The organism is Mycobacterium sp. H4Y, assembly GCF_000364405.1.
Classification (GTDB): Bacteria; Actinomycetota; Actinomycetes; order Mycobacteriales; family Mycobacteriaceae; genus Mycobacterium; species Mycobacterium intracellulare.
Genome location: NZ_AKIG01000002.1, coordinates 730,867 through 755,737 on the forward strand (window position 1 = coordinate 730,867; position 24,871 = coordinate 755,737).

The window sequence follows — 24,871 nt, forward strand, 5'->3', positions numbered from 1 at the left end:
TTTTTCCCATGCCACGCACTCACGACGACAACTGGGATCTGGCGTCCAGCGTCGGCGCCACCGCGACGATGGTCGCGGCGGGGCGGGCGATGGCGACGAAGGATCCGCGGGGCCTGATCAACGATCCGTTCGCCGAGCCGCTGGTGCGGGCGGTCGGGGTGGAATTCTTCACCAAGATGATGGACGGCGAGCTCGACATCGATGCGATCGAGAACGCCTCGTCGGTGCGCGTTCAGGCGATGATCGACGGAATGACGGTGCGCACCAGGTACTTCGACGACTATTTCATGGACGCCGTCGGCGCCGGGGTGCGTCAGGTGGTGATCCTGGCCTCCGGGCTGGACGCGCGCGCCTACCGGTTGCCGTGGCCGGACGGCACGGTCGTCTACGAGATCGACCAGCCGCAGGTGATCGAGTTCAAGTCCAGCACGCTGGCCGGTATCGGCGCCGAGCCGACCGCCGATCGGCGCACCGTCGGCATCGACCTGCGGGCGGACTGGCCGACCGCGCTGGCCGGCGCCGGGTTCGATACGGCGGCACCGACGGCGTGGCTGGCCGAGGGCCTGCTGATCTACCTGCCGCCGGACGCCCAGGACCGGCTGTTCGACAACATCACCGCGCTCAGCGCGCCCGGCAGCACCATCGCCACCGAATTCGTGCCCGGCATAGTGGATTTCGACGCCGAGAAGGTGCGGGAGATGTCCGGTTCGTTCCGGGACCACGGTGTGGACATCGACATGGCGTCACTGGTCTACACCGGCGACCGCAACCATGTCGTGGACTACCTGTCGAGCACCGGGTGGCACGCCGAGGGCGTGACCCGCACCGAGCTTTTCGAGCGCGGCGGCTTCGACGTGCGCGCCCCGGAGGACGACGACCCGCTCGGTGAGATCGTCTTCATCAGCGGCAGGCTCGGCGGCTAAAGCCGCCATCGGGCTAGAGCCGCCAGGGCCCCGCCCACAGCGCGCTGGCGCCGCTGACGGACCGTTCGACGTTGTCCACGATGCCGCCGATGGTGCGGCCCAGCAGCGCGCCCAGCGCGTCGGGCAGCGACGCGGCGGCCGGCTGCGAGGACGCCCGGGGCCGAAGCATGTCCAGCAGCGAGCCGCCCGGGTAGGTGACGATGCGCACGTCGGCGTCCTCGTCCAGTCCGGCAAGGATTTTCGCGCGCCGCAGCGCGGTTCGGAACCCACCCAGCTCGTCGACCAGGCCCCGCTCCAGCGCGTCGGCGCCGGTCCAGACCCGGCCCCGCGCGACCCGGTCGACGGCGTCTTTGGTCAGGTTGCGCCCTTCGGCCACCCGCGCCACGAAGTCCGCGTACAGCAGGTCGGCCTCGGCCTCCCGGTGGGCGCGCTGCTCCGGCGTGAACGGCGCGTCGATCGCCCAGGCGTCGGCGTTGGCGTTGGTGCGCACGGTGTCCGAGCCGACGCCCAGCCGCCCGAGCAGATCACGGATCACCAGCTTGCCGGTGAGCACGCCGATCGAACCGGTGATCGTCGCGGGGCTGGCGACGACCGCGTCGGCCGCCACGGCGATGTAGTAACCGCCCGAGGCGGCGACCGACCCCATCGACGCCACCACCGGCTTGCCCCGTTTGCGGGCCTTTTTCACCTCGCGCCACAGGGTTTCCGACGCGGTGACCGAGCCGCCGGGGCTGTTGACCCGCACCACGATCGCCGACACCGAATCGTCGGCGGCGGCTTCCCGCAGCGCCGGCGCGATGGTGTCGCTGCCGACCGTGGAGGTGCCGAACGGCAGGAACTGGGGTCCCCCGCGACCGTCGACGATCGTGCCGTCGACGTTGATGACGGCCACCGTCGGCTTGGGCCGGCGACCGGGCACCGACGGCGCCGGCGGGACCAGCCGCGACCGGGCCGCCCCGGCGTAGCGCGACAGATACAGCCGCGGCGGCGCATTCTCCTCCGAAACATCTTTCACGCCAACCAGTTCCGCGATGCGGTCATAGGCTTCGTCCCGGAATCCGATCCGGTCGACCAGGCCCGAGGACACGGCCTCCTCGCGCAACAGCGGGGCGCGATCGGCCAGGGCGTCCAGGGCAGCGGCGTCGAGCTTGCGTGATGCCCCCACCGCTTCCCAGACCTGCTCCCGGATGCTCTCGAGCATCCGGGTGACGGCCTCGCGATGGGCCTCGGTGAAGCCGTGCTCGGTGAAACGGTTTGCCGCCGACTTGTATTCGCCGCGCGCGACGACTTCGGCTTCGATGCCGGCCTTGTCGAACGCGTCGCGCAAAAAGGTGGCGTTGCTGGCGAATCCGATCAGCCCGACGCTTCCCGCCGGCTGCATCCAGACCTCGCCGAAGGCCGAGGCCAGGTAGTACGACAACGTGCCCGGGTAGGTCTCGGCCCAGGCCAGTGACGGCTTGGCGGCGGTGAACGCGACGATGGCCTCGCGCAGTTCCTGCACGGCGGCCGACGGCGACGCCGTCAGTTGCACGCGGGCGATCAGCCCGGCGACCCGCGGATCCTCGGCCGCCCGGTAGATGGCGGACACCGTGTCGCGCAGCGACACCGGACGGCTCCCGCCGGTGATCATCGCCAGCGGGTCGAACCCCGACGTCTCCGGCGGCATTGAGCGCAGATCCAATTCGAGCACGCAGCCGTTGGGCACGCCGTGATGACGTGCGGTGTCGACCCGGTCGGCCAGCGCGCGCACCTCGTCCGCGCCTTTTGACAAACCGGGTATCGAGGGCAGGAAAGCGAACATGCCTGCAGACTACCGACCGGCCACCGTACGGTGGTCCGGTGAGGTTTTCCATCGCCATCCCGCAGTTCGACTACGAGACGTTCGACGCGGCGGGGCTGCGATCCTTTCTCACCCGCGCCGAGGAGCTCGGGTTCGAGGGTGGCTGGGTGCTCGAACAGATCATCGGTCCCGCACCGCTGCTAGCCCCGATGGAGCTGCTGGCCTATTGCGCCGCCTGCACCGAGCGGCTGCGCCTAGGCGTCGGCGTGCTGGTGACGTCGCTGCACGAGCCGCTGCAGCTGGCCTCGGCGATCACCGCGGTCGACCGGCTCAGCCACGGCCGCCTCGACGTGGGTGTCGCCCCCGGTGGCGGGCGGCGGAAATTCGCCGCCTTCGGCGTGGACAAGGACACCTTCATCTCGTATTTCACCGAGGGCCTGGAGCTGATGAAGGCCGCCTGGTCCGACGCCCCCCGGGTGACGTTGCACGGCCGTTTCCGCGAGGTCGACGACCTGCCCGTCGCGCCCAAGCCGGTGCAGCGACCGCACCCGCCGATCTGGTTCGGGGGCCTCGCCCCGAAGGCCCTGGCCCGCGCCGTGCGGCACGGCGATTCGTTCCTGGGCGCCGGCTCGTCGACCACCGAGGCGTTCGCCGGGGCCGTCGCCGTCGTGCGCCGCGAGCTCGACGCGCAACACAAGGACCCCGCCGGGTTCACCATCGCCAAGCGGGTCTACCTGACGGTCGACGACGACGCCGCCAGGGCGCGGGAGCGCGTGCTCGCCGGGCTGGATCGCATCTACGGGCGGATGCCCGGCGTGCAGGACGTGCCGGTCTCCGGCACCCCCGACGACGTGGCCCGCGGGCTGCGCGAGGTCATCGACGCCGGGGCGCAGATGCTGTTACTGAATCCCGTCGGCATCGACGCGAGCGAGAACCGCGAGCAGATGGAACGCCTTGCCGCGGAAGTGATTCCGCAGCTGAGTTAGGACAGCTCGGTGGCCGAGCCGCCGGCGGCGGTGATCTTCTCGCGTGCGCTGCCGCTGAACTTGTGCGCGGTCACCTCGACCTTGACGGTCAACTTGCCGTCGCCGAGGACCTTGATCAGCGAGTTCTTGCGAACGGCGCCCTTGGCCACCAGCTCGTCCACGCCGATCGAACCGCCTTGCGGGAAAAGCCGATTGAGGTCGCCGACGTTGACGATCTCGTACTCGGTGCGGAACCGGTTGCGGAACCCCTTGAGCTTGGGCAGCCGCATGTGGATCGGCATCTGACCACCCTCGAAGGTGGCCGGCACGTTCTTGCGCGCCTTGGTGCCCTTGGTACCGCGGCCGGCGGTCTTGCCCTTGGAGCCTTCACCGCGACCGACGCGGGTGCGGGCGGTCTTCGAGCCGCGGGCGGGTTTCAGGTCGTGCAGCTTGATAGTCACTGTGTTTTCCCTTCGGGCGCCGACTCCACCTCGACCAGGTGGCTGACCACCGCGATCAGGCCGCGGGTCTGCGGGTTGTCCTCGCGGATCACCGAGTGGCGGATCTTCCGCAGGCCGAGGGTGCGCAGGGACTCGCGCTGCTTCCAGCGGGCCCCGATGGTGCTGCGCACCTGGGTGATCTTCAGTTGACTGCTCATGGTTGGGTCCCCGAAATCTGCGCCTCACGTGCCGCCGCACTGGCCAGCGCGTCGCTTTCCCGTCGCGCCTTGAGCATTCCGGCCGGCGCAACGTCCTCGATGGGCAGTCCGCGGCGGGCGGCAACCTCCTCGGGGCGCTGCAGCAGCTTGAGCGCGGCGACGGTCGCGTGCACCACGTTGATGGCGTTGTCACTGCCCAGCGACTTGGCCAGGATGTCGTGCACGCCAGCGCATTCCAGCACCGCGCGGGCGGCGCCGCCGGCGATCACACCGGTACCCGGGCTGGCCGGGCGCAGCAGCACCACGCCGGCGGCCGCCTCACCCTGCACCGGGTGCGTAATGGTCCCGCGAATCAGCGGCACCCGGAAGAAGCCCTTGCGGGCCTCCTCGACGCCCTTGGCGATGGCGGCGGGAACTTCCTTGGCCTTGCCGTAGCCGACGCCGACCATGCCGTTGCCGTCACCGACGATCACCAGCGCGGTGAAGCTGAATCGCCGACCACCCTTGACCACCTTGGAGACGCGGTTGATGGCGACGACCCGCTCCAGGTAGTTGCTCTTGTCGCCGTCGCGGTCGCGGCCACGACCGCCGTCGCCGCGCCGACCGCGGCTGTCGCGGTCACCGCGCGAGTCACGGCTGTCGCCGGCGCCTTGTCCGCCGGCGGGCTGCTCCGCCATTATGCGGTCCTTCCAGTCGTGTACACGTTCTCAGTCATCAGAATTGCAATCCGTTCTCGCGTGCGGCATCGGCCAGCGCCGCGATCCGTCCGCCGTAGGTGTATCCGCCGCGGTCGAAGACCACGCTGTCGATGCCGGCGGCCTTGGCGCGCTCGGCGATCAGCTGGCCCACCCGCACGCTGCGGGCTTTCTTGTCCCCCTGCAGGCTGCGCACGTCGTCCTCGATCGACGACGCGGCGGCCACCGTGGTCCCGTTCTCGTCGTTGACCAGTTGCACGTGAATGTGTCGCGCGGACCGGTTGACCACCAGCCGCGGACGCTGCGGCGTGCCCTCGATCTTCTTGCGCAGCCGGGCGTGCCGGCGCAGCCGAGAGACGCGCCGAGTCGCGGAAACGCTCTGCCCCACCGGCTTTCGCGCGGCGGCGCCAGCTTGTGATTGCGCCATGATTACTTACCTGTCTTTCCGACCTTGCGGCGGATCTGCTCGCCCTCGTAGCGCACGCCCTTGCCCTTGTACGGGTCGGGGCGACGCAGACGGCGGATGTTCGCCGAGATCTGGCCGACCTTCTGCTTGTCGATCCCGGTGATGGTGAACTTCGTCGGCGACTGCACGGCGAACGTGATGCCGTCCGGCGCCTCGATCACCACGGGGTGGCTGTAGCCCAGCGCGAACTCGAGGTTGGAGCCCTTGAGCTGCACGCGGTAACCGACACCGAAGATCTCCATCTTGGTGGTGTAGCCCTGCGTCACGCCGGTGACCAGGTTGGACACCAGGGTGCGGGACAGCCCGTGCAGCGAGCGGTTGCGCCGCTCGTCGTTGGGGCGGGTGACCACGATCGCGCCATCGTCGTTGCGCGCCACGGTGATCGGCTCGGCCACGGTCAGATCCAGCGTGCCCTTGGGGCCTTTCACCGAGACCTTCTGACCGTCGATCGTTACGTCGACTCCGGCGGGAACCGGAACCGGCTGCTTACCAATACGCGACATCTTTTACCCCCTCACCACACGTACGCGAGGACTTCGCCGCCCACGCCCTGTCGGGCTGCCTGGCGGTCGGTCAGCAAGCCCGAGGAGGTGGAGATGATCGCCACTCCCAGGCCGCCGAGCACGCGCGGCAGATTGGTGGATTTCGCGTACACCCGCAGGCCGGGCTTGGACACGCGGCGCAAGCCGGCGATGCTGCGCTCCCGGCTCGGCCCGTACTTGAGCTGAACGATCAGCGACTTGCCGACCCGGGCATCCTCGGTGCGGTAGTCGCTGATGTAGCCCTCGCTCTTGAGGATCTGGGCGATGTTCGCCTTGAGCTTCGAGTGCGGCAACGTCACCTCGTCGTGATACGCCGAATTGGCGTTGCGCAGACGTGTCAAGAAGTCTGCGATCGGGTCCGTCATAGTCATCGAGCGCCACTCCTCTTCATCGCTGCGCTCTGCATCGTCGATGTCGCGGTCATGACAGTGTCTGTCACCTTCCTCGCGGTGGTTCCCGGTCCGGGCCTGTCGCGCACTTTTCTGGGTTGGTCTTAGGGGGTCGGGCTGTTACCAGCTGCTCTTTTGCACGCCGGGCAGCTCGCCCGCATGCGCCATCTCGCGCAGGCAGATCCTGCACAGGCCGAATTTGCGGAAGACCGCGCGCGGCCGGCCGCACTTGTTGCAGCGCGTGTAGCCGCGCACCGCGAACTTCGGCTTGCGTGCGGCCTTGTTGACCAGTGCCTTCTTTGCCATTTACTCAGTTCTCCTTGAAGGGAAAGCCGAGGGCCCGCAGCAGCGCTCGTCCTTCTTCGTCAGTCGTCGCCGAGGTGACGACGTTGATGTCCATGCCGCGGACCCGGTCGATCTTGTCCACATCGATCTCGTGGAACACCGACTGCTCGGCCAGCCCGAAGGTGTAGTTGCCGACACCGTCGAACTGCTTGGGCGAAAGGCCGCGGAAGTCGCGGATACGGGGCAGCGCGATCGACGTGAGACGGTCGAGGAACTCCCACATCCGGTCCCCGCGCAGGGTGACCCGCGCGCCGATCGGCATGCCCTCACGCAGTTTGAACTGCGCGATGGACTTGCGGGCGCGACGGATCTCGGGCCGCTGCCCGGTGATCAGCGCCAGGTCGCTGACGGCGCCGTTGATCAACTTCGCGTCCCGGGCGGCGTCGCCGACACCCATGTTGACGACGACCTTGGTCACCGTCGGGATCTGCATGACGTTGCCGTAGCCGAATTCCTTGTGCAACGCATCGCGAATCTCGTTGCGGTAGCGCTCTTTCAGGCGCGGCTGCACCTTCTCTGCAGTGGTCATGTCAGATGTCCTTGCCGTTGCGCTTGGAGATGCGGACGCGCTTGCCGGTCTCCTCGTCGACCCGGTAGCCGACGCGGGTCGGCTTGCCGTCCGAGTCGACCACCATCACGTTGGACGCGTCGATCGGGGCTTCCTGGGTGACGATTCCACCCGACTGGGCTCCGCGCTGGTTGGTCGAAATCGCGGTGTGCTTCTTGATGGCGTTGACGCCCTCGACCAGCACCCGGTTGCGCTCGGGGTAGACCTTGAGCACCTTGCCTTTGGCGCCCTTGTCCTTACCCGCGATCACCAGGACGGTGTCGTCCTTTTTGACCTTCATCTACAAAACCTCCGGAGCCAGCGAGATGATCTTCATGAACCGCTTCTCGCGCAGTTCGCGGCCGACGGGCCCGAAGATGCGCGTCCCGCGTGGGTCGTTGTCGGGCTTGATGATCACCGCGGCGTTCTCGTCGAATTTGATGTAGCTGCCGTCGGGACGCCTGCGCTCCTTGACCGTGCGCACCACGACGGCCTTGACGACGTCCCCACGCTTGACGTTGCCGCCGGGGATGGCGTCCTTGACGGTGGCGACGATGACATCGCCGATGCCGGCGTAGCGTCGCGACGAACCGCCGAGCACACGGATGCACAAGATCTCCTTGGCGCCGGTGTTGTCGGCGACCTTCAGCCGCGATTCCTGCTGAATCACTCGATCTCCTGACCTGGTTGCGTGTGCACGGCAGGAGAACCCACCTGGGTGGGCATTCGGCGGGCATGACCCACCAAAAAACCTGACGTGCGCGGTCTTTGTCACCGAAGGGCACGCGGGGCCGATTCGCACCGGCCGAGGTCTGCCCAAGGCAACCCCTAGAGTCTAGGGGACGACCAGCTCAGAGCCAAATTCCGCTTCGGCGGCATCGAGATCAGGAAATTCTGCACCTAAAACGGCGGCGGATCGTCGTCGGGACCGTAGACGGTGGGCCAGGAGCACGTCGCCGGCAGGGCCCGCCGGGCCAGCCGGGCGTCGCGGTTGTGTTTGCGTTCTCCGGCGACGCGGGCGGCGCGGTCTTGGGTGCGGGTGCGGCGGCGTTGGGGCATCATCGCGGTGCGCTCGCCGCAGGGTTCGGGCCGCGGCGCAGCGGGCGCGGGGAGGTCGCCGGTGGGCGCGCACAAGCTGGGAAACAACAGCGCACTACCCGGGGTGGTCACATAAGTCTGACCCGCCGGGGAGGTGAAGATCAGCGTGCCATCGGGCAGCTGTTGGTCACGCCAGCCCCAAAACGTTTTCACCAAATGATGCGTACGGCACAGCGCCTTGAGGTTAGTGATAAGTCATGAATGTGCCCGCTTACTTTGGGCCTAGAAGGATTCGCGTTAAGGATCCGCAAACCGGGCACACGGCGAGTGCTGGTTGGATGCGCCACATCGTCACCTCATCGGAGTCCACCGCGCCACGCCAGGGCTGAGAACTCCGCACCGGGATCAGCACTGCCATCTGAGACCTCGATGTTTACCACCGCAGAACCCCGGGATGGGAGTGAGCGTGCGCGCACCATGTTGCGCAAATTCAACGGAAGCCGTCACAGTGTGGCGGTGCCGGGGCGGTTGCGCGCCGGCTATAAGATGGCCCAGTGCAAATGTTGCAGTCTATTAATGAGTTGCAGCTGGTGGTTTTGGAGCGGTCGGTGATATCGATATGCGCTGTTTGCCTACATCTCCGAGGCGTGGCGGTGTCCGATCCACCGGGGCTGACTTTGTTGTCCCGGTTGATGCAGCACTCATTCGCTGATGGGCTCAGCTATTCGGGGGCCGTGTCGGCCGTGATGGGCCATGCGGTGGGTTTGTGCCCGAGCTGCGGCGCGGACGGCTGGCTAACGGAGCCAACCTCGTGAGTAGTTTCCGTCCAGTCGGCGATCCCACCGAGCTTGCAGATGATCTGTGCTGCGCGGAGTCCACGCACGTCGGGCAGACGTCTCTGGCGCGGGACGGGGAATGGCATCGCGCCGCGCGTTGGGCGCGGCGTCTGGCCTGGGTCAGCCTGATCGCGATGCTCACCGAGGGTGTCGTGGGGCTGTGGCAGGGCCTGGCGGTCGGGTCTATCGCACTGACTGGGTGGGCGCTAAGCAGCGCGCCAGAGGGCTTGGCCAGCGCGATGGTGGCGTGGCGGTTCACCGGCTCGCGGACTCTGTCCGAGACCGCCGAACGGCGCGCCCAGCACGGTGTTGCGGTGTCGTTTTGGCTGACAGCCCCCTACATCGCCGCCGAATCTATTCGGCACCTCGCTGGTGGGCACCACGCTGAGACGTCGATGATCGGTATCGTGTTGACGGCCGCTACCTTGTTGGCGATGCCTATCCTCGGCCGGGCCAAAAAGCAACTCGCCGTCCGGCTGGGCTCGCCGGCCACCGCTGGCGAAGGTACCCAGAACTATCTTTGTGCGGCCCAGGCCGCCGCGGTGTTGGTCGGCCTGGCGGTAACTGCCCACTGGCCGGGGAGCTGGTGGTTTGATCCGGCGATCGGGCTTGCGATCGCCGCGGTCGCCGTGTGGCAAGGCATTCGAGCCTGGCGCGGCGAGGACTGTGGATGTTGAATCAGAACGACACGTCAGCGAGCACCGTCAGCCGCGGGGGGATGGGGCAGGCGGCTGCTGGTGACCTCCGCCATCGGCCGTGGTTGTGCCGGATCGCTGACCACCCCCGCCTTTGGGACTACTCCATAACTCGCGTTCACCAATGGGCCCGCTATGCGGGCACCTCCCATGTCGAACAACCATGGCGACTGGCAGTTGTGATGGCGCCAGCAGTGGCCCCCAATCCGAAATTTTATAGGTTTTCTCGGGCAGCAGCGTTGGGCGGAGGCGACTTCTCTTAACGCGGTCTTGGTAGCGTTGTGCCACCGCCTATCACCGGACAGGAAAGACATGCCGGACACGCCAACCCGTGAGACGCGCCTGCGGGCGCTGGTGCTCGGCTACAACGGGCTGCTGGCCGGGGTTGCCGGATTCATCAATTCGGTGGCGCTGCTGGTCTTGGCGTTTCCGGTGGGCAACCTGACCGCGTTGAGCACCCAGCTGGGCATGGATTCAGCCAATCCGCTGCTGTACGAGAGCTGCATGATCGCACTGATCGTAGGCGGATTTCTGGCCGGAGCCGCCGGGGCCGGCGCTGTACTGGCGCCGGTGCAAACCCACACCAGTGCGCGCCACGCCGCGGTCCTGCTCGCCGAGGCCGCGCTGCTGTTGGCCGCAGCCGGTATCGAGATTCCCGGGTTCAAGGCGCTGCTGGCTGCGGCCGCGTGCGGGCTGCAAAACGCGATGACCTCGAACTCGCCCGGGATGGCAATCCGCACAACGCACTTCACCGGCACCATCACCGACCTCGGATTGATACTGGGCCGCAGCCGCCGCCACGGGATGGACAAGTGGAAGGCCGCGGTGCTCACGACGACCGTGGTGCTATTCGTCGGCGGCGGCGCGACGGGCGCCCTCATTGGCGGCCGGTTGGGCCACAACGCACTGCTTCTTCCAGCTGCCGCCTGCCTGGCTGTCGCGATAGCCAGCCTGCTGTATAGCCGGCGGCGCAGCACCCGATTGGCCCGCGCGATATCGGCCCCCGAGCGCTCGCATCGCTCCCTTGCTGATCAGGCGACGGCGGGGTAACCGCGGAGCCCAAGCCATGCGCATTCGTATATGCGCATGCGTTTATAGTTTGTTAGTCTGGGCGGGTAAGGCATCGCCGTTGCCTGATTAGGGAGGTCCAAATGGCAGACGAGCGCGGATCAATGGAGGCCAAAGAGTCAACGCTGCTGTGTCCGCGGTGTGTGTCGCAGATGCTGCCGGTGCAGCGCTTCGGCGTGACGATCGATCAGTGCACGGGTTGCGGCGGCGTCTTCCTGGACCGGGGCGAACTAGAGCAACTCTCCGAGGCCGAGGCCAAGTTCTACGCCGCCCAACAGCCACCCCAACCCGCGCCACCGCCGGGAGGGTATGCGCCTGCGCAGTACCCAGCGCAGCCCGCGTACGTCGAAAATCCCCGCCCTAGAGGATTTTTGGGTGGATTGTTCGGAGAAGGCTATTACGGTGGTCGCCACGGAGGATATCGCGGCGGACATCACTGACATTGATGTGTTGACGCGGTCCGGTTAAGGATTGGTCGTGGTCTGCTACCGGTAGCGTCCGCCGTAACTGATGCCATGCTGGGTTGTTCTTGAATTAGTCAATTCAGCCAACTCAGCGCCGGCGTGCCCAGGATCTGAGCGGCGCGATCCTGGCATTGATTTGTAAATCGCCGCAACGGGTCGTCTGTGTGCGGCGCGGATCGCAGCGTAGCTTGACGTTTTTCGGTGCGACGGTGTCGGTCCGTTTCACGATCGCGACCTGGCGTCCCCTCGAGTCATCTTTTAACACATGTGAGATGAAGCGGTGCGGCGGGACCCCACACTTCTGCTCGATATGGCCACAGCCCCGGACTACGGCGGTGTGGTGTTCCTCCTTTGTTATCCGAGGGTCGTCGAGGGTGGTAGCACTGTCAGGCGGGGCATGAACCGGAGGTCGGTTTCGCCGACGTTGCCTATGCCGCGCCCGGCCATCGTTGCCAGCGGCGCGCCGAGCATGCTTGCGGGAGCCCCCGTTGTGGCTCCTGGGGCAGTGGCCAGGCTGGTGCTGGGCAGCGCCGTCGCGGCAGAACTCATTGCTGGGGCCGCCGATGCCCAGGTTTGGGGCACCGACAACGCCCCGACCGTGGCCGCCCGGCCCACGCCCGCCGACACGGCCGCCCCGCCGAGTCCTGCTGAGCCGGGTGCTCCCAGCGCGCTGGACGCAAGCGCGCCCGTCAGCCCCGGTCCCGAAGCTGCGGTGCTGGCGGCGGTGACGGCCGGCATCAGAGATTTCAGCTGATTCGCGTTCGAGAGCAGCGCACTCGATATCCACCCAACCGAACTTGTCATCGACAACGCCGGATTCATGGAACTGAGCGACGAACTCAACGACGACAGCGACCCCGTCGATGACTCGGACGTGGACGATAGCGGGGAGGCGAGCTGCTGCAGGGCCGTGGGCACCGTGGAGGTCACCTGAGACAGGACCGCTTGCGCGTCGGTGCTGGCCGAGCTGCCGACAGCTTGGCCGACCGCGGTCCCCTGTCCGGCCAGGCCGGCCGGGTTGCTGGCGGGCTGCGGCGGGGTGAACGGGGTCAGGAGCGACGCACTGGCCGAGGCGGCGGCGTAGCCATACATCGCGGCGACGTCTTGGGCCCACATCGCCGCGTACTGTGCCTCGGTGGCCGCGATCGCGGGCGTGTTTTGCCCGAGGATGTTGGTCGCGATCAGCGACAGCAACAGGCTGCGGTTGGCCGCGATGACTGGTGGCGGCACCGTCATCGCAAAGGCCGACTCATAGGCGGCCGCGGCCGCCATGGCCTGCGAAGCCGTCTGCTGTGCCGTGGCGGCAGTGGTGTCCATCCACGCCACGAAAGGGGCGCTCGCGGCGGCCATCGCCGCCGACGCCGGACCCAGCCACGGTCCGCTCGTCAGCCCTGAAACCACCGAGGAATACGAAGCGGCCTCCGCATATAGCTGCTCGGCGAGCCCCGCCCAGGCCGACGCTGCGGCCAGCATCGAGCCCGGGCCCGGACCGGCATAAATCCTTGCCGAGTTGATCTCGGGTGGCAAAGCTGCGAAATCCATCATTCACCTCGGAGTGCTTAGCCGGCCGCGATCGCGTTGGCGGCCTCGGTGAGCGCATACGAATCAGCTCTGACACCAAGGGGTTTCGCGACTAATTCGTGGATCGCCGCAGCTTGGGCGCTGACGGCCTGGTACATCTGCGCGCGCGCGGCGAACTGCAGCGCCGTCAACGCCGACACCTCACCGGCGGCGGCGGGAACCACCCCGGTCGTCGGGGCGGCCACGGCCGCGTTTTCGGCGCTCATCGCCGAGCCGATGCCCTGCATATCGTCTGCCGGTGCAGTCAGAGCCTTCGGCTGGGTAGTCACAAAAATCATGGGCTGCTCCTCACTGTTTCCGCCTGGACTTCTTCTGATGGACACGACTCAACCCGCGCATCGGAGAACGCGGGTCCGGCGGAGCGGGCGGGGTTGAGGTGGTGCAGGGCAACTGTGGCGATGATGCCGATGAGAACCAGCCCGCCCCACACCAGTGCGCCGGCGCTGAGCCGTTGTGCCGCACCGAATATCGATCCGGTAGCCAGGTTGCCGACGAGGATTCCGGCTCCGACGATGGTGTTGTAGAACCCGTAATGGGTGGCCACGAGCCGGCCTCCGGCCAGCGAGACGACGGTGTCCATCTCGAAGGGGAAGACCGCGGCCGAACCGACGGCCAGCAGTGCCGCCGACACCAGCAGGGCCCCCACCGCCGCGGGTGTCCCGAACCGATGGCCGTCGGGGACGACCGTCAGCGGCACAAACGAGGCCGCCAGGATGGCCACACCGATGGCCAGGCTACGTCCAGATCCCCAGCGTTTGGTGAACCAACGGGTGATGCGCAGCTGTCCGATCACCGCAACCAGGCCAGAGACAACGAAAAGAACTGCAACCAAAGCCTTTCCAGAGCGCGGCGTCAGCATCGACGCCTGCAGCGGCAGCGCCAGGTACACCTGGAACGTCAACACGTAGGAGCCGATCATCGCCGCCGCGAAGAGCAGGAACGGCCGGTTGCCGGCGACAACCCGCCAGTCCTGCAGAAACGACTTCTGCTGCGGCGCCGAATCGACACCGCGTTGCGGCAACGCCAACAGCTGCGCCACGGTCAACACTGCGAACACGGCCGCCGCTGCCGCCGCCGTGACCTGAAAGTCAACGGCCACCAGGACCAGTCCGACCAGCGGACCCAACAGGATTCCGGCCTGATAGAAGAGGCTGAACATGGCGAAGGCCTCCACCCGGCGATCTCCGGCGTCAGCGGCCAGATAGGCACGCACCGCCGGGTTGAACAAGGCGCCGGCGAAACCGGTTGCCGCCGCGGCGATAAGCACAGCCGGCAACGAGTGAGCCACCACAAGCAGCGCGAAACCGCCTGTGCGCAACAGACATCCAGCCACGATCAACGGCTTGTAGCCCAGCCGGTCGGCCAGCGTGCCGCCCACGATGAACATGCCCTGCTGGGAGAAATTCCGCACGCCCAGCACCAATCCCACCGCCCAGGCGGCCAGCCCGAGCGGGCCAGCCAGGTACCCCGCCAGATACGGCATCAGCATGTAAAAACCCATGTTGATGCCGAACTGGTTGATCATCAGTACCCGGCTGGGCCCGTCGAATCCGCGAAACCGCGCGATAAAGCCCTTCATCGCGACACCAGTGTGGGGTTGGTGATGGTGGTGGTGCGGGTCCAGGAGGTGATGACGTGTTGGTTGGGGTCGGTGAGGGTGGTGGGCTCGGCGACGGGTTGCCAGTTCAACAGCTGGTGCTCGCGGCAGTAGTCGTCGTTGTAGATGGTGTCGAAGTAGCGTTGGGGTCCGTCGGGAAACACTGCGGCGATGCGGGTGTCTTTGGGGTAGGTGCGCGCGGCCCAGCCGGCGACCAGCGTGACGGCGCCGACGCTCCAGCCGCCGCTGGCGAACTGGCTGGCCGCCAAAGTGCGTGCCGCCCAGACGGCTTCGTGTGGGGCCACCCAGTGCACCTCGTTGAAGGCGGGGTAGTCGATGTTGGCCGGGTGGATGCTGGAGCCCAGTCCGCGCATGAGCCGGGTGGTGGCCGGTTGGCCGAAAATGGTCGAGCCGATGGTGTCGACCCCGATCAGTTTCATGTCGGGGTTGAATCGGCGCAGCACCCGCGCCACGCCGGCGGAGTGTCCCCCGGTGCCTACCGAGCAGACCAGCACGTCGACGTTGCCGAGCTGATCAAGCAGCTCCAACGCCAACGATCGGTAGCCGGTGATGTTGTCGGGGTTGCTGTATTGGTCGGGGCACCAAGCCCCCGGCTCGGCGGCCAGGACTTGGGCGACGCGGTCTTTGCGGGCCTGTTGCCAGCCCCCCACCGGGTGCGGCTCGGTGACCAGCTCGACATCGGCGCCGTAGGCGGCCAGCATGTGGCGCACGATCGGTTCCATGCCGGTGTCGGTGACCACGGTGACCGGATGCCCGTAGGCTTGCCCGGCCAGCGCCAGGCCCAATCCGAGGCTGCCGCTGGTGGAATCCACGATGCGGGCCCCGGGTGTGAGTTCGCCGCGGGCCCGGGCGGCTTCGACCATGTGCAGGGCGGGGCGGTCTTTCATGCTGCCGCCGGGGTTGAACCCCTCCAACTTGGCCCAAAACCCGCGTCCGGGCGGGACCAGCGGGGCCGAGATCCGCAACACCGGCGTGTTACCCACCAGCGCGGCGGGTCGCCGATAGGTACCAGGGGCACGCTGGCCGCAGTCGCGCGGCTCGAGGACCGTCAGCGCCGCAACGGAATGAACACAAATGTTGTCAAAAGAACGAACTTCAGTCATCGGAATCGTCGCTTTCCTGCGAAGCCGCGAACCAGAGCGCGGCACTTGACATGGGTCAGCGGTCACCGGCCGCCGCCACAAAGGGCAGAAACGGCCTGGCGCTGACCAGTCAGCGACGAGACAAGCAGAACCGGGTCAAGACGTCTTGACCGGTAACAGAAAAAGCCGGGGCACGCGGGGGGCCGCGCCCGGCGGGCACCCCAAACCAGGCCAGCCCACCAGCGACGGCCACGGCCACGGCCAACACCACACCCAACGCGGCCAGCGCGGCCACCGCAGTACCCGAGCGCGGCAACACCGCCGTGGTGAACTGCTCAGGATGCTCGCCCGACAATCCTTTGCCCACATGCGAATGATCGACGCCGAAACTGGGATGATCACCACCACTTGTCGAGGCCACAACCGCAGGTGCAGGCCGCGCCACCGATGAGTGCGAAGGCATGATCACACTGTCGGCGCCGATTAGCACGCCCCACGCCGCCAACCACACTGCAGTTCCCACCACCGCCACATACCGCAGCCGTAGTAACCAGCTAGCGCCGCCCAACCTCATTACAGCCCGTTCTTAACCGCGGAGATGCGACAACGACGAGGAGTCGGTGCCGCCTGTATCCGACTCGTGATAATGGGCTTGGTTGTTTACTGAGCGGTGGGTGAGCCCGTGCGGTTCTGCGCAGTGCGCGCATGCGCCTGCGAAACCGTGTTCGTTGAGCCTGCCTGATTTTTGGTGCTCAAGCTGCAGGGTGATGTGTGAAATTCCGTGCGTGTGCGCCAGCAACGCCGCTAACTCGGCCCGGGTTTCATGGCAATCGCGGTCCTCATCCACGATCACGTGCGCTGAAAGTGCCGTTTGCCCTGACGTTATTTCCCAAACATGCAGGTCGTGAACTTCGACCACCGCGTCGCGTGCCGCCATCGCCTGGCCAATCTTTTCAGGCTCGAACCCGCGAGGCGCGGCCTCCAGGAGTACCAGGCTTGCAGCACGCACCAATCCCGTCCCGGCCTTCGCCATCAACACCACCACGACGAGCGTGGCGAGGGCGTCGGCGCGTGCGAACCCGGTGAACACAATCACCACGCCGGCGATTGCCGTTGCGATGAAAGCGAACAGGTCGTTGAGGATGTGCTGGAAAGCACCCTCGACGTTCAGGCTGGAGCGATTGGCGCGGCTGATCATCCACGTCGCGGTCACGTTCACCACGACCCCGATCAGTGCCGTCATCAGCACCAGCCTGCCGGTGACCGGCGGCGGGTCAATTAGTCGACGGGCCGCCTCATAGGCCAGCCAGCCCGCCAAAACTAGTAAAGTCAGGCCGTTGGCCAGCGCAGACAAGATTTCCGCCCGTCGCCAACCGTAGGTCATACGGCCCGCTGCCGGCCGTGCTGCCAACCCGATAGCCCACAGCGCCAAAGCGATTGAGGCCGCGTCGGTAAGCATGTGCGCCGCGTCCGAGATCAGTGCGAGGGATCGTGCAACGATTCCTACCGCCACTTCGCCGACCATGAATGCTGTGATCACCGCCAGGGCGCCGGCTAGCCACCGCCGGTCAGCATCGGTTGTGTGCCCGTGCCCGTGGGCGTGGCTGTGCCCGCTCATGGCCGCACCCTCGGCGGCCGGCTGGGGACTAAATCCCCGGCTAGACTTGCTCTGTCAGACGTTCCTGTTCGGTTTTCCATATGAGTTGCGCCTCTTTTCTTTCCTCGTGTTGACTACGCCGTGACGCACGGCTTAAGGCCTTTGTTCAGATGATCGCGGTTGCCTGACCGCTGTTCGCGATAGAGCGGATTGAGCGCAAGTGCTGCGGCGGCGCTAACAAAAAACAATGCAGCGCAGAGCATTTCGTGATGCCCGCGATGTACCGCTGTGCCGGAGATTGCCGCTGTCGCCCATTGCAGATCAGGGTTCTGATTGCGACGACGGTGCCATAGAACCGGTAAGGTGTTGCCCCCGAACGGTTACGGGTAAAAGTATTTGCAGCATGCAGTTCGAATGGGATCGCCGGGGCCGATCCTAGCGCAAGCAGCGCTGCGGAGACTGCGAGTGCTTCGACGTCCGGTGGCGAACTTGAGCTCCGATCGTCGGCCAGGATGATCAGCGGCAGATACGACACTGCCAGGATGGCTAGACCGGCGATCAAGCTACGCCAGCAACCCCATCTGTCGGACAACCATGGGGTGGTCCGCAACTGGCCGGCAACGACCACCACACCTGAAATCGCGAACACACCAGCGGCAAAACAGCATTGGGACCACGGCGTTAGCACCGACACCTGCACAGGCAGGACAAGATAGACCTGGAAAGTCACTAGATACAAACCCATCATCGCGGCCAAGAGCAGCAAAGACCCGTTGACCAGGATGATCCGCCAATCCTGCAAAACCGATGCGGATCTCGGCGCCTGCTCGCTCTGTTGAAGTAGCATTCGCACAACTCCTGCCGAATAGCTGCCGGTAGCCGCCAGGCACACCCGTACATCGATTCCACCGCGCTGGACGGGCAATTCAAAATCCAGGGATTGATCACCGACAACGTTGTCAAAGTTGGTGTACTGAACCGGAATCCATGCACCGTGATCGGTGGCCAACGCCTGCACGACCCGATCTTTGCGGGCTTGTTCCCATCCACCAACCGGGCGCGGTGCATCGACGAGGACAACGTCGGCGCAGTAGGCAGCAAGCATCCGCCCAATGATCGGTTCCATCATCCCGGTATCGATGACAACCGCTACCGGACCCACGCACACCTCGCCCGCTAGAACCAGTCCCAAACATAGGTTGCCGCCGGAAAACTCCGCGGTCCGAGCTTCGGGCAGCAACCCGCCGCGGTCGCGCGCCTTATCGACCAACTGCGTGGCAAGGACTTCCTTCATGCTGCCACCTGGGTTGAAGCACTCAAGCTTCGCCCAGAAACCACGGTTCCGCAATGCTCTGGGACGCCGAGATCCTGGGCACCGAAGCATGTCACACCAAGACACCAGCCGCCCATAGGTGGCAGGCCTGCGCCGCCAGCAGGAGCGCGCCCCGGTGGCGGTACGAGGTGGACTGCCCGCAAGATTATTGCCAGTGTGAACAACGTCAATCATCTGATCGTCACTTCCATCAACGCGCGACACGCGACAATTGGTAAGAAGCGTTCACCGGCCGGCGACGCGAAGCGCAACGGCCTGACGGCGACTGATCAGCGACGAGACAAGCAGAGCCGAGTCAACAGATCTCGACCGGCGCAACGCACTGCAAGCACAGTGGGCGGACCCCGCCCCGGCGCCGCCGCGGGATAAGCCGACCACCCCGCCCCCCCAACCGGGCTGACCGCGGCGCCGAAACTCGCCAACGCGGCCACAGACGGTGTCAAGGCGGCGGCCATGAACTGGTCGTCGTGGTGTGTCGACGAATCCCTTTCTGCGTGCGCATGGTCTGGGGGAAGCTGATCCCTGACCACTTGCGACGATTCAAGCGAAGTCAGCGCTTCACCGGCAACGATTTCCAGATCCGTTGAGTTAGTTCTACTTTCGTGGTGGTGTGCGCCACCGATTACCATCCACAACATCAACCACACTGTGGCTGCTACCGCGACCAAACGGGATCGCAGCATTGTCGGATCGGCAACGTCGATTCTCATAACAACCCCGAAGCTAGCACCGCACGGGAACGATGTCGTCGGCAAAAGCCTAGCTACGACAATATGTGCCCCACTTGTCACGACTCGTTCAGCGCTTGCTCACCACCAGCTCACTTAACGAACCAGATCGAGCGTTAACCCGCGCCGGTTTGGCTGCTTTGCATGACCGCGGTTCGGTTGCGTCAACGGTCCGTCAATTTGAACCGCCCCGAGTTCGATGCACACCTTCTTTCGAGGGAAGGTTGTTCGCATCATGCCGAAGAAGTACGACGAGGAGTTCAAGGCCCGGGCGGTGCGGTTGGTCAGCGACCATGCCGAGGAGTACGCCACCCGTACGGCCTGCCTGACCGCGGTCGCCAAGCGTTTGGGGGTGTCGTATGAATCGTTACGACGCTGGATCAACCAGGCCGAGGTCGACACCGGGGTCCGCGACGGGGCGCCCACCGATACCGTGCGCGAGTTGCGTGAGCTCAAACGCAAGAACCGCGAACTTGAGGAAACCAATGTTATCTTGCGTCGGTTCGGTCGTTCGGCAGCGTGAGCAGGGTGTTCTCGTTGTGGACGGTGTCTGCGACAGGTGGCCCGTGCAGGCGGGTGGTGCGGAGTTGGCCGTGCAGCTGGGCTACTTGGTGGCGCAGGCGACGGTTGTCGTCGTCGAGTTCAGTGATGCGGGCGTGGGCGAGTTTGAGCCGTTGCCGCAGGGACGCGTCGGTGCTGCGCTGGGTTTGGTCGATTCCCGGCCTTGGCGTGCGTTGGTCGGTGAGTTGGCGGATCTGGTCGCGTAGCCCGGCTTGGGCGTAGAGCCAGGCGCGGGAGACACCAGCGCGGGCGGCGACGTCGGTGACCGTGTAGCGCTGACCGGTCTCGCTGAGCTCCCGCAGGGCGCGCTGTGCGCGTTCGAGAGTGCTGTCACGGCGCCGTTGAGCGGCGGCGAGCAGGTGGTGGGTGTTGTCAGAACGCATCGGATGTTCCTCCTCCGCAGCATGTTCCGCCAGATGGTGTGTGGCCGCACCGGCAGCTGGGGTCGTGTTCGAGGGTGCTGATGATGGTGAGCAGGTTGGTCTCGACGGCGCGGTTCATCTCCGCAAGGCGGACGTGGCCGTCGGTTTCGGCGCGGGTAACCAGAGCGCGGGTGGCGGCGAGCTGCTGGTGGTGTTGAGGCAGGAACTCGGCGGTGGTGACGAACAGCGGACAAGTGAGACAGGCGTTGGCGTGTGGGCACGATTTCTGCATCGGCAGACCGCAATAGCCGTTCGGTAGAGCCATTTTCGCGCGAGACAGGTTCTGTTTCATCCAAGCGGCGTCGGCGAGCGGACCGTCGGTGCTGGTGTCGACGGGCTCGCCGCGAATGTTGATCTTCTGAGCGCGTTCCCACTGTTCGCGGATGGTGGTGTCGGCGAGGCGCGCGTAGCGGGCGGTCATGGTGTGGCTGGTGTGGTCGAGCAGGCGACGCACCACTTCCTGCGGCACGTCGTTGTTGATCAGCCGGGTGGCGTAGGTGTGCCGGAACTGGTGGGGTGTGACTTTGACGGGGCAGCCGAATTCGTCGATGACCGCGATATCGGCCATCCATCGCTTGAGCCGCATGTCGAAAGTTCCCGTGTGGATGGGGAATCGACCGTCGGGGTTGGCATGCCCACGCGGCAGCAGGACGCTGGTGTCGGGGAACCGTTTTCGGGCGTGGATCTGTTGGGCCTCGATCTTGGCGGTGAGTTCGTCGTCGATGGGGACCATGGCGTCGCGGCGCATCTTGTGGTTGCGGTAGTGCAGGTAGACCGCTCCCTGGTGGTCGCGGATCAGGCAGTCCAGCCCCAGTCGGGTGGCGTCGCCGATGCGCAGCCCGGTGCGGATGAGGATCTCGACCAGCAGCCGGATCCGCGGATCGGTGAGGCGGGCGAGGTTGTCGGCGCTTTCGAGCTGGTTCATGACGAACTCGGGGATCGCGCGCGGCGCTGACGCTTCGGCGCGGCGAGGATGGTCACTGGGATACAGTTCCGCCTCGGCGGGTAGCCGCGCCCAGCGGTGCTGGCGGACGGCGCGGAGAAGCCCTGTGACGGAACTGATGTCGCTGCTGCGGGTCTTCGCGTGCGGGACGGCGACCGCCAGCTGAGCCAGGTAGCTTTCCAGCGCCGCCCGGTCCAGCGCGGCGGGACCCATCGAGGCTGCCAGTCCGGGTGTCAGCCGCGACAGCCGCACGATGGCGATGAGATCCTTGCGCAGCTGGCCAAGCCCGATGCCGCAGGAGATGCGCCATCGGCACCAGCGTTTGGCAAGCTCCCGCAGCCAGCGTGGCTGCACCGGTGTGAAGTCCAACCTGGCGCCGTGGCCGGCCGCGACGCCGAGCCGTCGCAGTAACCACACATCACGCGGGTATTCGCTAGTCCCATCCGGTTCCGTCGCGGACGTCGAGCAGGCAGTCGATCGCGAAGCCGAGGAAAGCCCGCGGTGAGGTGGTCGAGGCGGCGGCGGGCAGTCGGGCCAGCCAGTCCTGCACCGAGTGGTCCAGCAGCGAGACGGAGGCGCTGCCCGCGAGATGGTCCAACAGTGGTTTGATCGATCGCGGTGTGGTGCGGGTGCGGTTGGCATCGACGCGGCACTGGATCGCGTACTGGATCTCAAGCCGCAATTGCGGTGGCAGCGGCCCGAAGTCGAATTGGTCTTCACCGTAGCTGGTGCAGTAGGCGATGAACTCCGCCGCCGGTGGCCGGCCTCGCTGCCGCCACCGAGCGTGGTGTGACCGGCACCAGCCGCCATCCAACTCAGCCCACAACGAGCACCCCGGCAGCGCGCACACGCTCGTCATGGAGGCCAGGGTCGGCGTCCACTGATCCACGGTCGGGCGTCCGGCTTTGTCCCAATCGCGGGAATGCCTGTAACACAATCGGTATCGATGCTGCCCGTATCCGCAGCCGATGACCTGGCACGGCTGAAGCGGACGGTGTCCCATCACGGTCGGATCCGCAGAGGCCACCCAAGCCCGCCGGCCGGGACGGTCCTCGAGGTTCCATCGCCGCAGATGAGCCGAACAGAGTCCGCCATAGCGGCTGGAATGCACGCAGTCGCTGACCTCGCAGGCGGGCGTGCCGAGGATCGGGTCGTCCGCCGCGGGCACCAGCACATCGACTCGGAACTCGTTGCGCAACAACGTATCCAGGCGACCATGCAGGCTTGTACCCGGCTGGGTGGCCAGCGCCTCTACACTCACCGCTGCACGTCCTCGTCCGTCAACCAGCCCACCGCCACCAGCGCCCGCCGAGCATCCTCGATCTTCAGGTGCGCGTACGTGTCGCTGGTGGTCGTGATCGAGGTATGCCCCAGCAGTTTGGCGACCACCTCCACCGCGACGCCGCGGCGTAACAGTTCGGTGGCGTAGGTGTGCCGAAACATGTGCGGTCCGAACATCGTCCCGGTCCGCTTGCGGATCCGGCAGGTCAGGTCGTAGACACTCGGATACGTCAACGGACTTCCAACCGGGCTGGACCACAGGTTGACGAACACGTAGTCGCTGTCTAGGTCGCCGTACTCGGTGTGCAGATAGTCGGAGTAGAGGCGGATCACCCGCGCTGGCACCGGCACCTGCCGACCGCCACCCTTAGCTCGAGCGTCGTTGCCGTTAATTCGTGGCGTCACCGCGACCAGCCGGGATGCGGCGTCGATGTCGCTGTGCCGCAACCCCAGCGCCTCGCCGACCCGAAACCCGCTCTCGGCAAGCAACGTGAACAGAAACCGATCCCGCAGCCGATCGCACGCCGCCATGATGGCCGCTACCTGCTCGCCGTCGAGCGTGCCGGGGATGCGCCGATCGGCGCGCAGAGCGATCCGGCGGATTCGTTCCGGTCGAGAGCCCAAGTGCGCCAACAACGGCCGCCAGGACCCGCCGCCTGTCCCACGTCGCTGCCAGGTCACCAGCAGATCGCCCAGGTCCCCGCCGTGACGCTGCTGGAATTCGTAGAACGCCGACACCGCCGACAGCTTCCGGTTCACCGTCGACTCCGAACACATGCTCGCCGCCGTCGGCAGCCCGGTCACATTCCCGGCCCGCGACCCCGCCGGCAGCCGCAGCCAGGCCACGAAGCGCCCCACATCCTCGAGCCGCACCGCCGACCACACCAGGCCGTGCTGGTCGAGAAACTCGAACCAGTCCCGCAGATCGTGCGCATAAGCCTTGACCGTGTTCGGCGAGCGCTCCACCGCATGCAGATGCGCCAGGAACGACTCCGCCGGCTCCACCACCGAGCCGTCGTCAGTCACCGTCCACGACCGCGGATCGCCGAACGGCATCTCGACTCGCTGCACCCGGATACCCAGCCCCGTCATAGACACCGAAGATAACCAGCCCACAACGGATCTCGGCGCACCCCGGACCGCGTGTCGTTTACATCATCGACAGGACGCTGAGAACCTCAGATAACCATCGAAATCCTCAAGGCGGCAACAAGTTTCTTCGTGCGGGAGAGCGACCCGCGACACCGTTGATCTGTGCGTTCATCGCCGAGCATCGTGCTCGGTTCGGGGTCGCTCCGATCTGCCGCGTGCTCACTGAGCACGGCTGCGTGATCGCCCCGAGAACCTTCTATGCCTGGCTGGCCCGCCCACCGTCGGCGCGGGCCCTGTGGGACACCGTCATTACCGAGGTGCTGGCCGGCTACTACGAACCCGACGAGCACGGCCGGCGCAAACCGGAGTCCTTGTACGGGGCCACGAAAATGTGGGCTCACTTGCAACGCCAGGGCATCACCGTGGCCCGCTGCACCGTGGAACGACTGATGCGCGTCAACGGCTGGCGCGGGGTCACCCGGCGCAAAAAGGTCCGCACCACCGTGGCCGACCCGGCCGCGACCCGGGCGGCGGATCTGGTCAAACGCCAGTTCCGGGTGCGCGCCCCCAACGTGCTGCTCGTCGCGGATTTCACCTACGTGCGCCTGGCCACCGGGGTGTTCGTCTACACCGCGTTCGCCATTCGATGCCTACGCCGGGCGGATCGTGGGCTGGACCTGCTCGGCAAGCAAGGAAGACCGGTTCGTGCGTCAGGCGATCAGGCATGCGGCGCAACTGCGGTTCAATGAAGGCAATCCATTGATGGGCAACACTATTCACCATTCGGACGCAGGGTCGCAATATACGTCGGTGCGGTTCGGGGAAACCTTGACCCTGTCCGGGCTGGTGGCCTCAATCGGCACTGTCGGGGACGCCTTCGACAACGCTCTGGCCGAAACAACGATAGGGCTGTACAAGACCGAAGCCGTCCGGGCGGATTCGCCCTTCCGGCGCGGCCCCCTGCAGCGCCTGACCGACGTGGAACTGCTCACCGCCGACTGGGTGCACTGGTACAACACCAGCCGGCTCATGCACCGCCTGGGCCGCATCCCACCGACCGAGTACGAGACGATCTACTACGCTACGAACACAGCCCAATCAGAGGCTGCACACCCATAACCGCGTGTGCATCGAACTCGGGGCGGTTCAATTCGTACTTCTCGCCTTCGGGCGCCACACGGCAATAGATGGCCGACGATATGGCGCGGTCATAGCGGCGCCC

General features: G+C 66.2%; 28 protein-coding genes and 2 pseudogenes. 7 read left to right on the forward strand and 23 right to left on the reverse strand.

The features are described 5' to 3' along the window. The first annotated feature begins 8 nt into the window (after nucleotides 1-8). Complete coding sequence (locus W7U_RS17250; protein WP_008260589.1) at nucleotides 9-923, forward strand: class I SAM-dependent methyltransferase; 915 nt, start codon at nucleotides 9-11, stop codon at nucleotides 921-923. A 13-nt stretch (nucleotides 924-936) separates the two neighbouring features. Here W7U_RS17250 and sppA read toward each other — a convergent pair whose 3' ends face one another. Further along, the gene (gene sppA / locus W7U_RS17255; RefSeq protein ID WP_008260591.1) at nucleotides 937-2,724 is read right to left on the reverse strand and encodes a signal peptide peptidase SppA; all 1,788 of its coding nucleotides are present in this window, start codon (nucleotides 2,722-2,724) and stop codon (nucleotides 937-939) included. A 38-nt stretch (nucleotides 2,725-2,762) separates the two neighbouring features. On the opposite strand from sppA, the gene W7U_RS17260 reads away from it, so the two are divergent. Further along, nucleotides 2,763-3,689 carry an LLM class flavin-dependent oxidoreductase gene (locus W7U_RS17260; protein WP_008260593.1) on the forward strand — a complete coding sequence of 309 codons (927 nt, stop codon included), beginning with the start codon at nucleotides 2,763-2,765 and terminating at the stop codon, nucleotides 3,687-3,689. Here the strand turns inward: W7U_RS17260 and rplO are convergent. The 11 genes and pseudogenes from rplO to W7U_RS17315 form a co-directional block, all read right to left on the reverse strand. Then, nucleotides 3,686-4,129: a 50S ribosomal protein L15 gene (rplO, locus tag W7U_RS17265; protein WP_008260595.1), complete on the reverse strand. Its 444-nt coding sequence runs from the start codon at nucleotides 4,127-4,129 to the stop codon at nucleotides 3,686-3,688. The genes W7U_RS17260 and rplO overlap by 4 nt on opposite strands. Further along, the gene (gene rpmD, locus W7U_RS17270) at nucleotides 4,126-4,326 is read right to left on the reverse strand and encodes a 50S ribosomal protein L30 (RefSeq protein WP_008260597.1); all 201 of its coding nucleotides are present in this window, start codon (nucleotides 4,324-4,326) and stop codon (nucleotides 4,126-4,128) included. The genes rplO and rpmD overlap by 4 nt, the downstream gene beginning before the upstream one ends. Beyond that, a complete protein-coding gene (gene rpsE, locus W7U_RS17275) occupies nucleotides 4,323-5,003 on the reverse strand; it encodes a 30S ribosomal protein S5 (protein ID WP_008260606.1) in 681 nt (226 codons plus the stop codon). The genes rpmD and rpsE overlap by 4 nt, the downstream gene beginning before the upstream one ends. 37 nt (nucleotides 5,004-5,040) lie before the next feature. After that, entirely contained in the window at nucleotides 5,041-5,409 is a 369-nt protein-coding gene (gene rplR, locus W7U_RS17280) for a 50S ribosomal protein L18 (protein ID WP_008260609.1), read from the reverse strand. A gap of 41 nt (nucleotides 5,410-5,450) precedes the next feature. Beyond that, nucleotides 5,451-5,990 carry a 50S ribosomal protein L6 gene (gene rplF / locus W7U_RS17285; protein WP_008260611.1) on the reverse strand — a complete coding sequence of 180 codons (540 nt, stop codon included), beginning with the start codon at nucleotides 5,988-5,990 and terminating at the stop codon, nucleotides 5,451-5,453. A gap of 11 nt (nucleotides 5,991-6,001) precedes the next feature. Next, the gene (gene rpsH / locus W7U_RS17290; protein WP_008260619.1) at nucleotides 6,002-6,400 is read right to left on the reverse strand and encodes a 30S ribosomal protein S8; all 399 of its coding nucleotides are present in this window, start codon (nucleotides 6,398-6,400) and stop codon (nucleotides 6,002-6,004) included. 138 nt (nucleotides 6,401-6,538) lie between these two features. Continuing rightward, complete coding sequence (locus W7U_RS17295) at nucleotides 6,539-6,724, reverse strand: type Z 30S ribosomal protein S14 (RefSeq protein WP_003873499.1); 186 nt, start codon at nucleotides 6,722-6,724, stop codon at nucleotides 6,539-6,541. A gap of 4 nt (nucleotides 6,725-6,728) precedes the next feature. Next, entirely contained in the window at nucleotides 6,729-7,292 is a 564-nt protein-coding gene (rplE, locus tag W7U_RS17300; RefSeq protein WP_008260625.1) for a 50S ribosomal protein L5, read from the reverse strand. Between the two features lies 1 nt (nucleotide 7,293). Beyond that, entirely contained in the window at nucleotides 7,294-7,611 is a 318-nt protein-coding gene (rplX, locus tag W7U_RS17305; RefSeq protein ID WP_008260626.1) for a 50S ribosomal protein L24, read from the reverse strand. Continuing rightward, the gene (gene rplN / locus W7U_RS17310) at nucleotides 7,612-7,980 is read right to left on the reverse strand and encodes a 50S ribosomal protein L14 (RefSeq protein WP_003403649.1); all 369 of its coding nucleotides are present in this window, start codon (nucleotides 7,978-7,980) and stop codon (nucleotides 7,612-7,614) included. A gap of 230 nt (nucleotides 7,981-8,210) precedes the next feature. Further along, a pseudogene (locus W7U_RS17315) lies at nucleotides 8,211-8,597 on the reverse strand (hypothetical protein); the annotation flags it as partial. 610 nt (nucleotides 8,598-9,207) lie between these two features. Between W7U_RS17315 and W7U_RS17325 the strand changes: the two are divergent. The 3 genes from W7U_RS17325 (at nucleotide 9,208) to W7U_RS25705 (ending at nucleotide 11,387) form a co-directional block, all read left to right on the forward strand. Beyond that, on the forward strand, nucleotides 9,208-9,861 hold the full coding sequence (locus W7U_RS17325; protein ID WP_043955849.1) for a cation transporter: 654 nt from the start codon (nucleotides 9,208-9,210) through the stop codon (nucleotides 9,859-9,861). A 330-nt stretch (nucleotides 9,862-10,191) separates the two neighbouring features. After that, the gene (locus W7U_RS17330; protein ID WP_008260692.1) at nucleotides 10,192-10,929 is read left to right on the forward strand and encodes a DUF1275 family protein; all 738 of its coding nucleotides are present in this window, start codon (nucleotides 10,192-10,194) and stop codon (nucleotides 10,927-10,929) included. A 122-nt stretch (nucleotides 10,930-11,051) separates the two neighbouring features. Next, complete coding sequence (locus tag W7U_RS25705) at nucleotides 11,052-11,387, forward strand: zf-TFIIB domain-containing protein (protein ID WP_014942886.1); 336 nt, start codon at nucleotides 11,052-11,054, stop codon at nucleotides 11,385-11,387. Between the two features lie 378 nt (nucleotides 11,388-11,765). On the opposite strand, the gene W7U_RS17335 is transcribed toward W7U_RS25705, so the two are convergent. From W7U_RS17335 to W7U_RS17360, 7 genes are all read right to left on the reverse strand, one after another. Beyond that, nucleotides 11,766-12,956, reverse strand: coding sequence for a PPE family protein (locus tag W7U_RS17335; protein ID WP_008260696.1), 1,191 nt, complete (start codon nucleotides 12,954-12,956; stop codon nucleotides 11,766-11,768). 14 nt (nucleotides 12,957-12,970) lie between these two features. Next, nucleotides 12,971-13,270, reverse strand: coding sequence for a PE family protein (locus W7U_RS17340; RefSeq protein ID WP_036429500.1), 300 nt, complete (start codon nucleotides 13,268-13,270; stop codon nucleotides 12,971-12,973). Then, complete coding sequence (locus W7U_RS17345) at nucleotides 13,267-14,571, reverse strand: MFS transporter (RefSeq protein ID WP_008260700.1); 1,305 nt, start codon at nucleotides 14,569-14,571, stop codon at nucleotides 13,267-13,269. The genes W7U_RS17340 and W7U_RS17345 overlap by 4 nt, the downstream gene beginning before the upstream one ends. Next, the gene (locus W7U_RS17350; protein WP_036429502.1) at nucleotides 14,568-15,713 is read right to left on the reverse strand and encodes a PLP-dependent cysteine synthase family protein; all 1,146 of its coding nucleotides are present in this window, start codon (nucleotides 15,711-15,713) and stop codon (nucleotides 14,568-14,570) included. Before W7U_RS17350 ends, W7U_RS17345 begins: the two co-directional genes overlap by 4 nt. Before the next feature lie 109 nt (nucleotides 15,714-15,822). Further along, nucleotides 15,823-16,059 carry a hypothetical protein gene (locus W7U_RS26975; RefSeq protein ID WP_306454287.1) on the reverse strand — a complete coding sequence of 79 codons (237 nt, stop codon included), beginning with the start codon at nucleotides 16,057-16,059 and terminating at the stop codon, nucleotides 15,823-15,825. Between the two features lie 219 nt (nucleotides 16,060-16,278). Further along, nucleotides 16,279-17,310 (reverse strand): cation diffusion facilitator family transporter, encoded by a 1,032-nt coding sequence (locus W7U_RS17355; protein WP_008260705.1) that lies wholly within the window; start codon nucleotides 17,308-17,310, stop codon nucleotides 16,279-16,281. Nucleotides 17,311-17,455: 145 nt separating this feature from the next. After that, entirely contained in the window at nucleotides 17,456-18,796 is a 1,341-nt protein-coding gene (locus W7U_RS17360; RefSeq protein ID WP_306454288.1) for a pyridoxal-phosphate dependent enzyme, read from the reverse strand. 789 nt (nucleotides 18,797-19,585) lie between these two features. Between W7U_RS17360 and W7U_RS17365 the strand changes: the two genes are divergently transcribed. Continuing rightward, nucleotides 19,586-19,873: a transposase gene (locus W7U_RS17365; protein WP_008257511.1), complete on the forward strand. Its 288-nt coding sequence runs from the start codon at nucleotides 19,586-19,588 to the stop codon at nucleotides 19,871-19,873. Here the strand turns inward: W7U_RS17365 and W7U_RS17370 are convergent. The 4 genes from W7U_RS17370 to W7U_RS17380 are packed head-to-tail and all read right to left on the reverse strand — an operon-like array spanning nucleotide 19,839 to nucleotide 23,649. Then, nucleotides 19,839-20,294, reverse strand: a complete 456-nt coding sequence (locus tag W7U_RS17370; RefSeq protein ID WP_008257513.1) for a DUF6262 family protein — start codon at nucleotides 20,292-20,294, stop codon at nucleotides 19,839-19,841. The two genes, W7U_RS17365 and W7U_RS17370, sit on opposite strands and share 35 nt — an antisense overlap. Continuing rightward, nucleotides 20,284-21,693: a tyrosine-type recombinase/integrase gene (locus W7U_RS26785; protein ID WP_008260709.1), complete on the reverse strand. Its 1,410-nt coding sequence runs from the start codon at nucleotides 21,691-21,693 to the stop codon at nucleotides 20,284-20,286. The genes W7U_RS17370 and W7U_RS26785 overlap by 11 nt, the downstream gene beginning before the upstream one ends. 16 nt (nucleotides 21,694-21,709) lie before the next feature. Next, nucleotides 21,710-22,537: a hypothetical protein gene (locus W7U_RS26790; protein ID WP_241767551.1), complete on the reverse strand. Its 828-nt coding sequence runs from the start codon at nucleotides 22,535-22,537 to the stop codon at nucleotides 21,710-21,712. Then, entirely contained in the window at nucleotides 22,534-23,649 is a 1,116-nt protein-coding gene (locus W7U_RS17380) for a tyrosine-type recombinase/integrase (RefSeq protein WP_081614504.1), read from the reverse strand. Before W7U_RS17380 ends, W7U_RS26790 begins: the two co-directional genes overlap by 4 nt. Nucleotides 23,650-23,730: 81 nt before the next feature. On the opposite strand from W7U_RS17380, the pseudogene W7U_RS17385 reads away from it, so the two are divergent. Further along, a pseudogene (locus tag W7U_RS17385) lies at nucleotides 23,731-24,768 on the forward strand (IS3 family transposase); the annotation flags it as partial. Nucleotides 24,769-24,871 lie beyond the last annotated feature (103 nt).

Bases quoted from the DNA above. Each gene is read 5' to 3' on its own strand.
- W7U_RS17250 (WP_008260589.1), top strand. From the start codon at position 9: ATGCCACGCACTCACGACGACAACTGGGATCTGGCGTCCAGCGTCGGC.
- sppA (WP_008260591.1), bottom strand. From the start codon at position 2,724: ATGTTCGCTTTCCTGCCCTCGATACCCGGTTTGTCAAAAGGCGCGGAC.
- rpmD (WP_008260597.1), bottom strand. From the start codon at position 4,326: ATGAGCAGTCAACTGAAGATCACCCAGGTGCGCAGCACCATCGGGGCC.
- rpsE (WP_008260606.1), bottom strand. From the start codon at position 5,003: ATGGCGGAGCAGCCCGCCGGCGGACAAGGCGCCGGCGACAGCCGTGAC.
- rplF (WP_008260611.1), bottom strand. From the start codon at position 5,990: ATGTCGCGTATTGGTAAGCAGCCGGTTCCGGTTCCCGCCGGAGTCGAC.
- rpsH (WP_008260619.1), bottom strand. From the start codon at position 6,400: ATGACTATGACGGACCCGATCGCAGACTTCTTGACACGTCTGCGCAAC.
- W7U_RS17295 (WP_003873499.1), bottom strand. From the start codon at position 6,724: ATGGCAAAGAAGGCACTGGTCAACAAGGCCGCACGCAAGCCGAAGTTC.
- rplE (WP_008260625.1), bottom strand. From the start codon at position 7,292: ATGACCACTGCAGAGAAGGTGCAGCCGCGCCTGAAAGAGCGCTACCGC.
- rplX (WP_008260626.1), bottom strand. From the start codon at position 7,611: ATGAAGGTCAAAAAGGACGACACCGTCCTGGTGATCGCGGGTAAGGAC.
- W7U_RS17330 (WP_008260692.1), top strand. From the start codon at position 10,192: ATGCCGGACACGCCAACCCGTGAGACGCGCCTGCGGGCGCTGGTGCTC.
- W7U_RS25705 (WP_014942886.1), top strand. From the start codon at position 11,052: ATGGAGGCCAAAGAGTCAACGCTGCTGTGTCCGCGGTGTGTGTCGCAG.
- W7U_RS17335 (WP_008260696.1), bottom strand. From the start codon at position 12,956: ATGATGGATTTCGCAGCTTTGCCACCCGAGATCAACTCGGCAAGGATT.
- W7U_RS17340 (WP_036429500.1), bottom strand. From the start codon at position 13,270: ATGATTTTTGTGACTACCCAGCCGAAGGCTCTGACTGCACCGGCAGAC.
- W7U_RS17345 (WP_008260700.1), bottom strand. From the start codon at position 14,571: ATGAAGGGCTTTATCGCGCGGTTTCGCGGATTCGACGGGCCCAGCCGG.
- W7U_RS17350 (WP_036429502.1), bottom strand. From the start codon at position 15,713: ATGACTGAAGTTCGTTCTTTTGACAACATTTGTGTTCATTCCGTTGCG.
- W7U_RS17355 (WP_008260705.1), bottom strand. From the start codon at position 17,310: ATGAGCGGGCACAGCCACGCCCACGGGCACGGGCACACAACCGATGCT.
- W7U_RS17360 (WP_306454288.1), bottom strand. From the start codon at position 18,796: ATGATTGACGTTGTTCACACTGGCAATAATCTTGCGGGCAGTCCACCT.
- W7U_RS17365 (WP_008257511.1), top strand. From the start codon at position 19,586: ATGCCGAAGAAGTACGACGAGGAGTTCAAGGCCCGGGCGGTGCGGTTG.
- W7U_RS17370 (WP_008257513.1), bottom strand. From the start codon at position 20,294: ATGCGTTCTGACAACACCCACCACCTGCTCGCCGCCGCTCAACGGCGC.
- W7U_RS17380 (WP_081614504.1), bottom strand. From the start codon at position 23,649: ATGACGGGGCTGGGTATCCGGGTGCAGCGAGTCGAGATGCCGTTCGGC.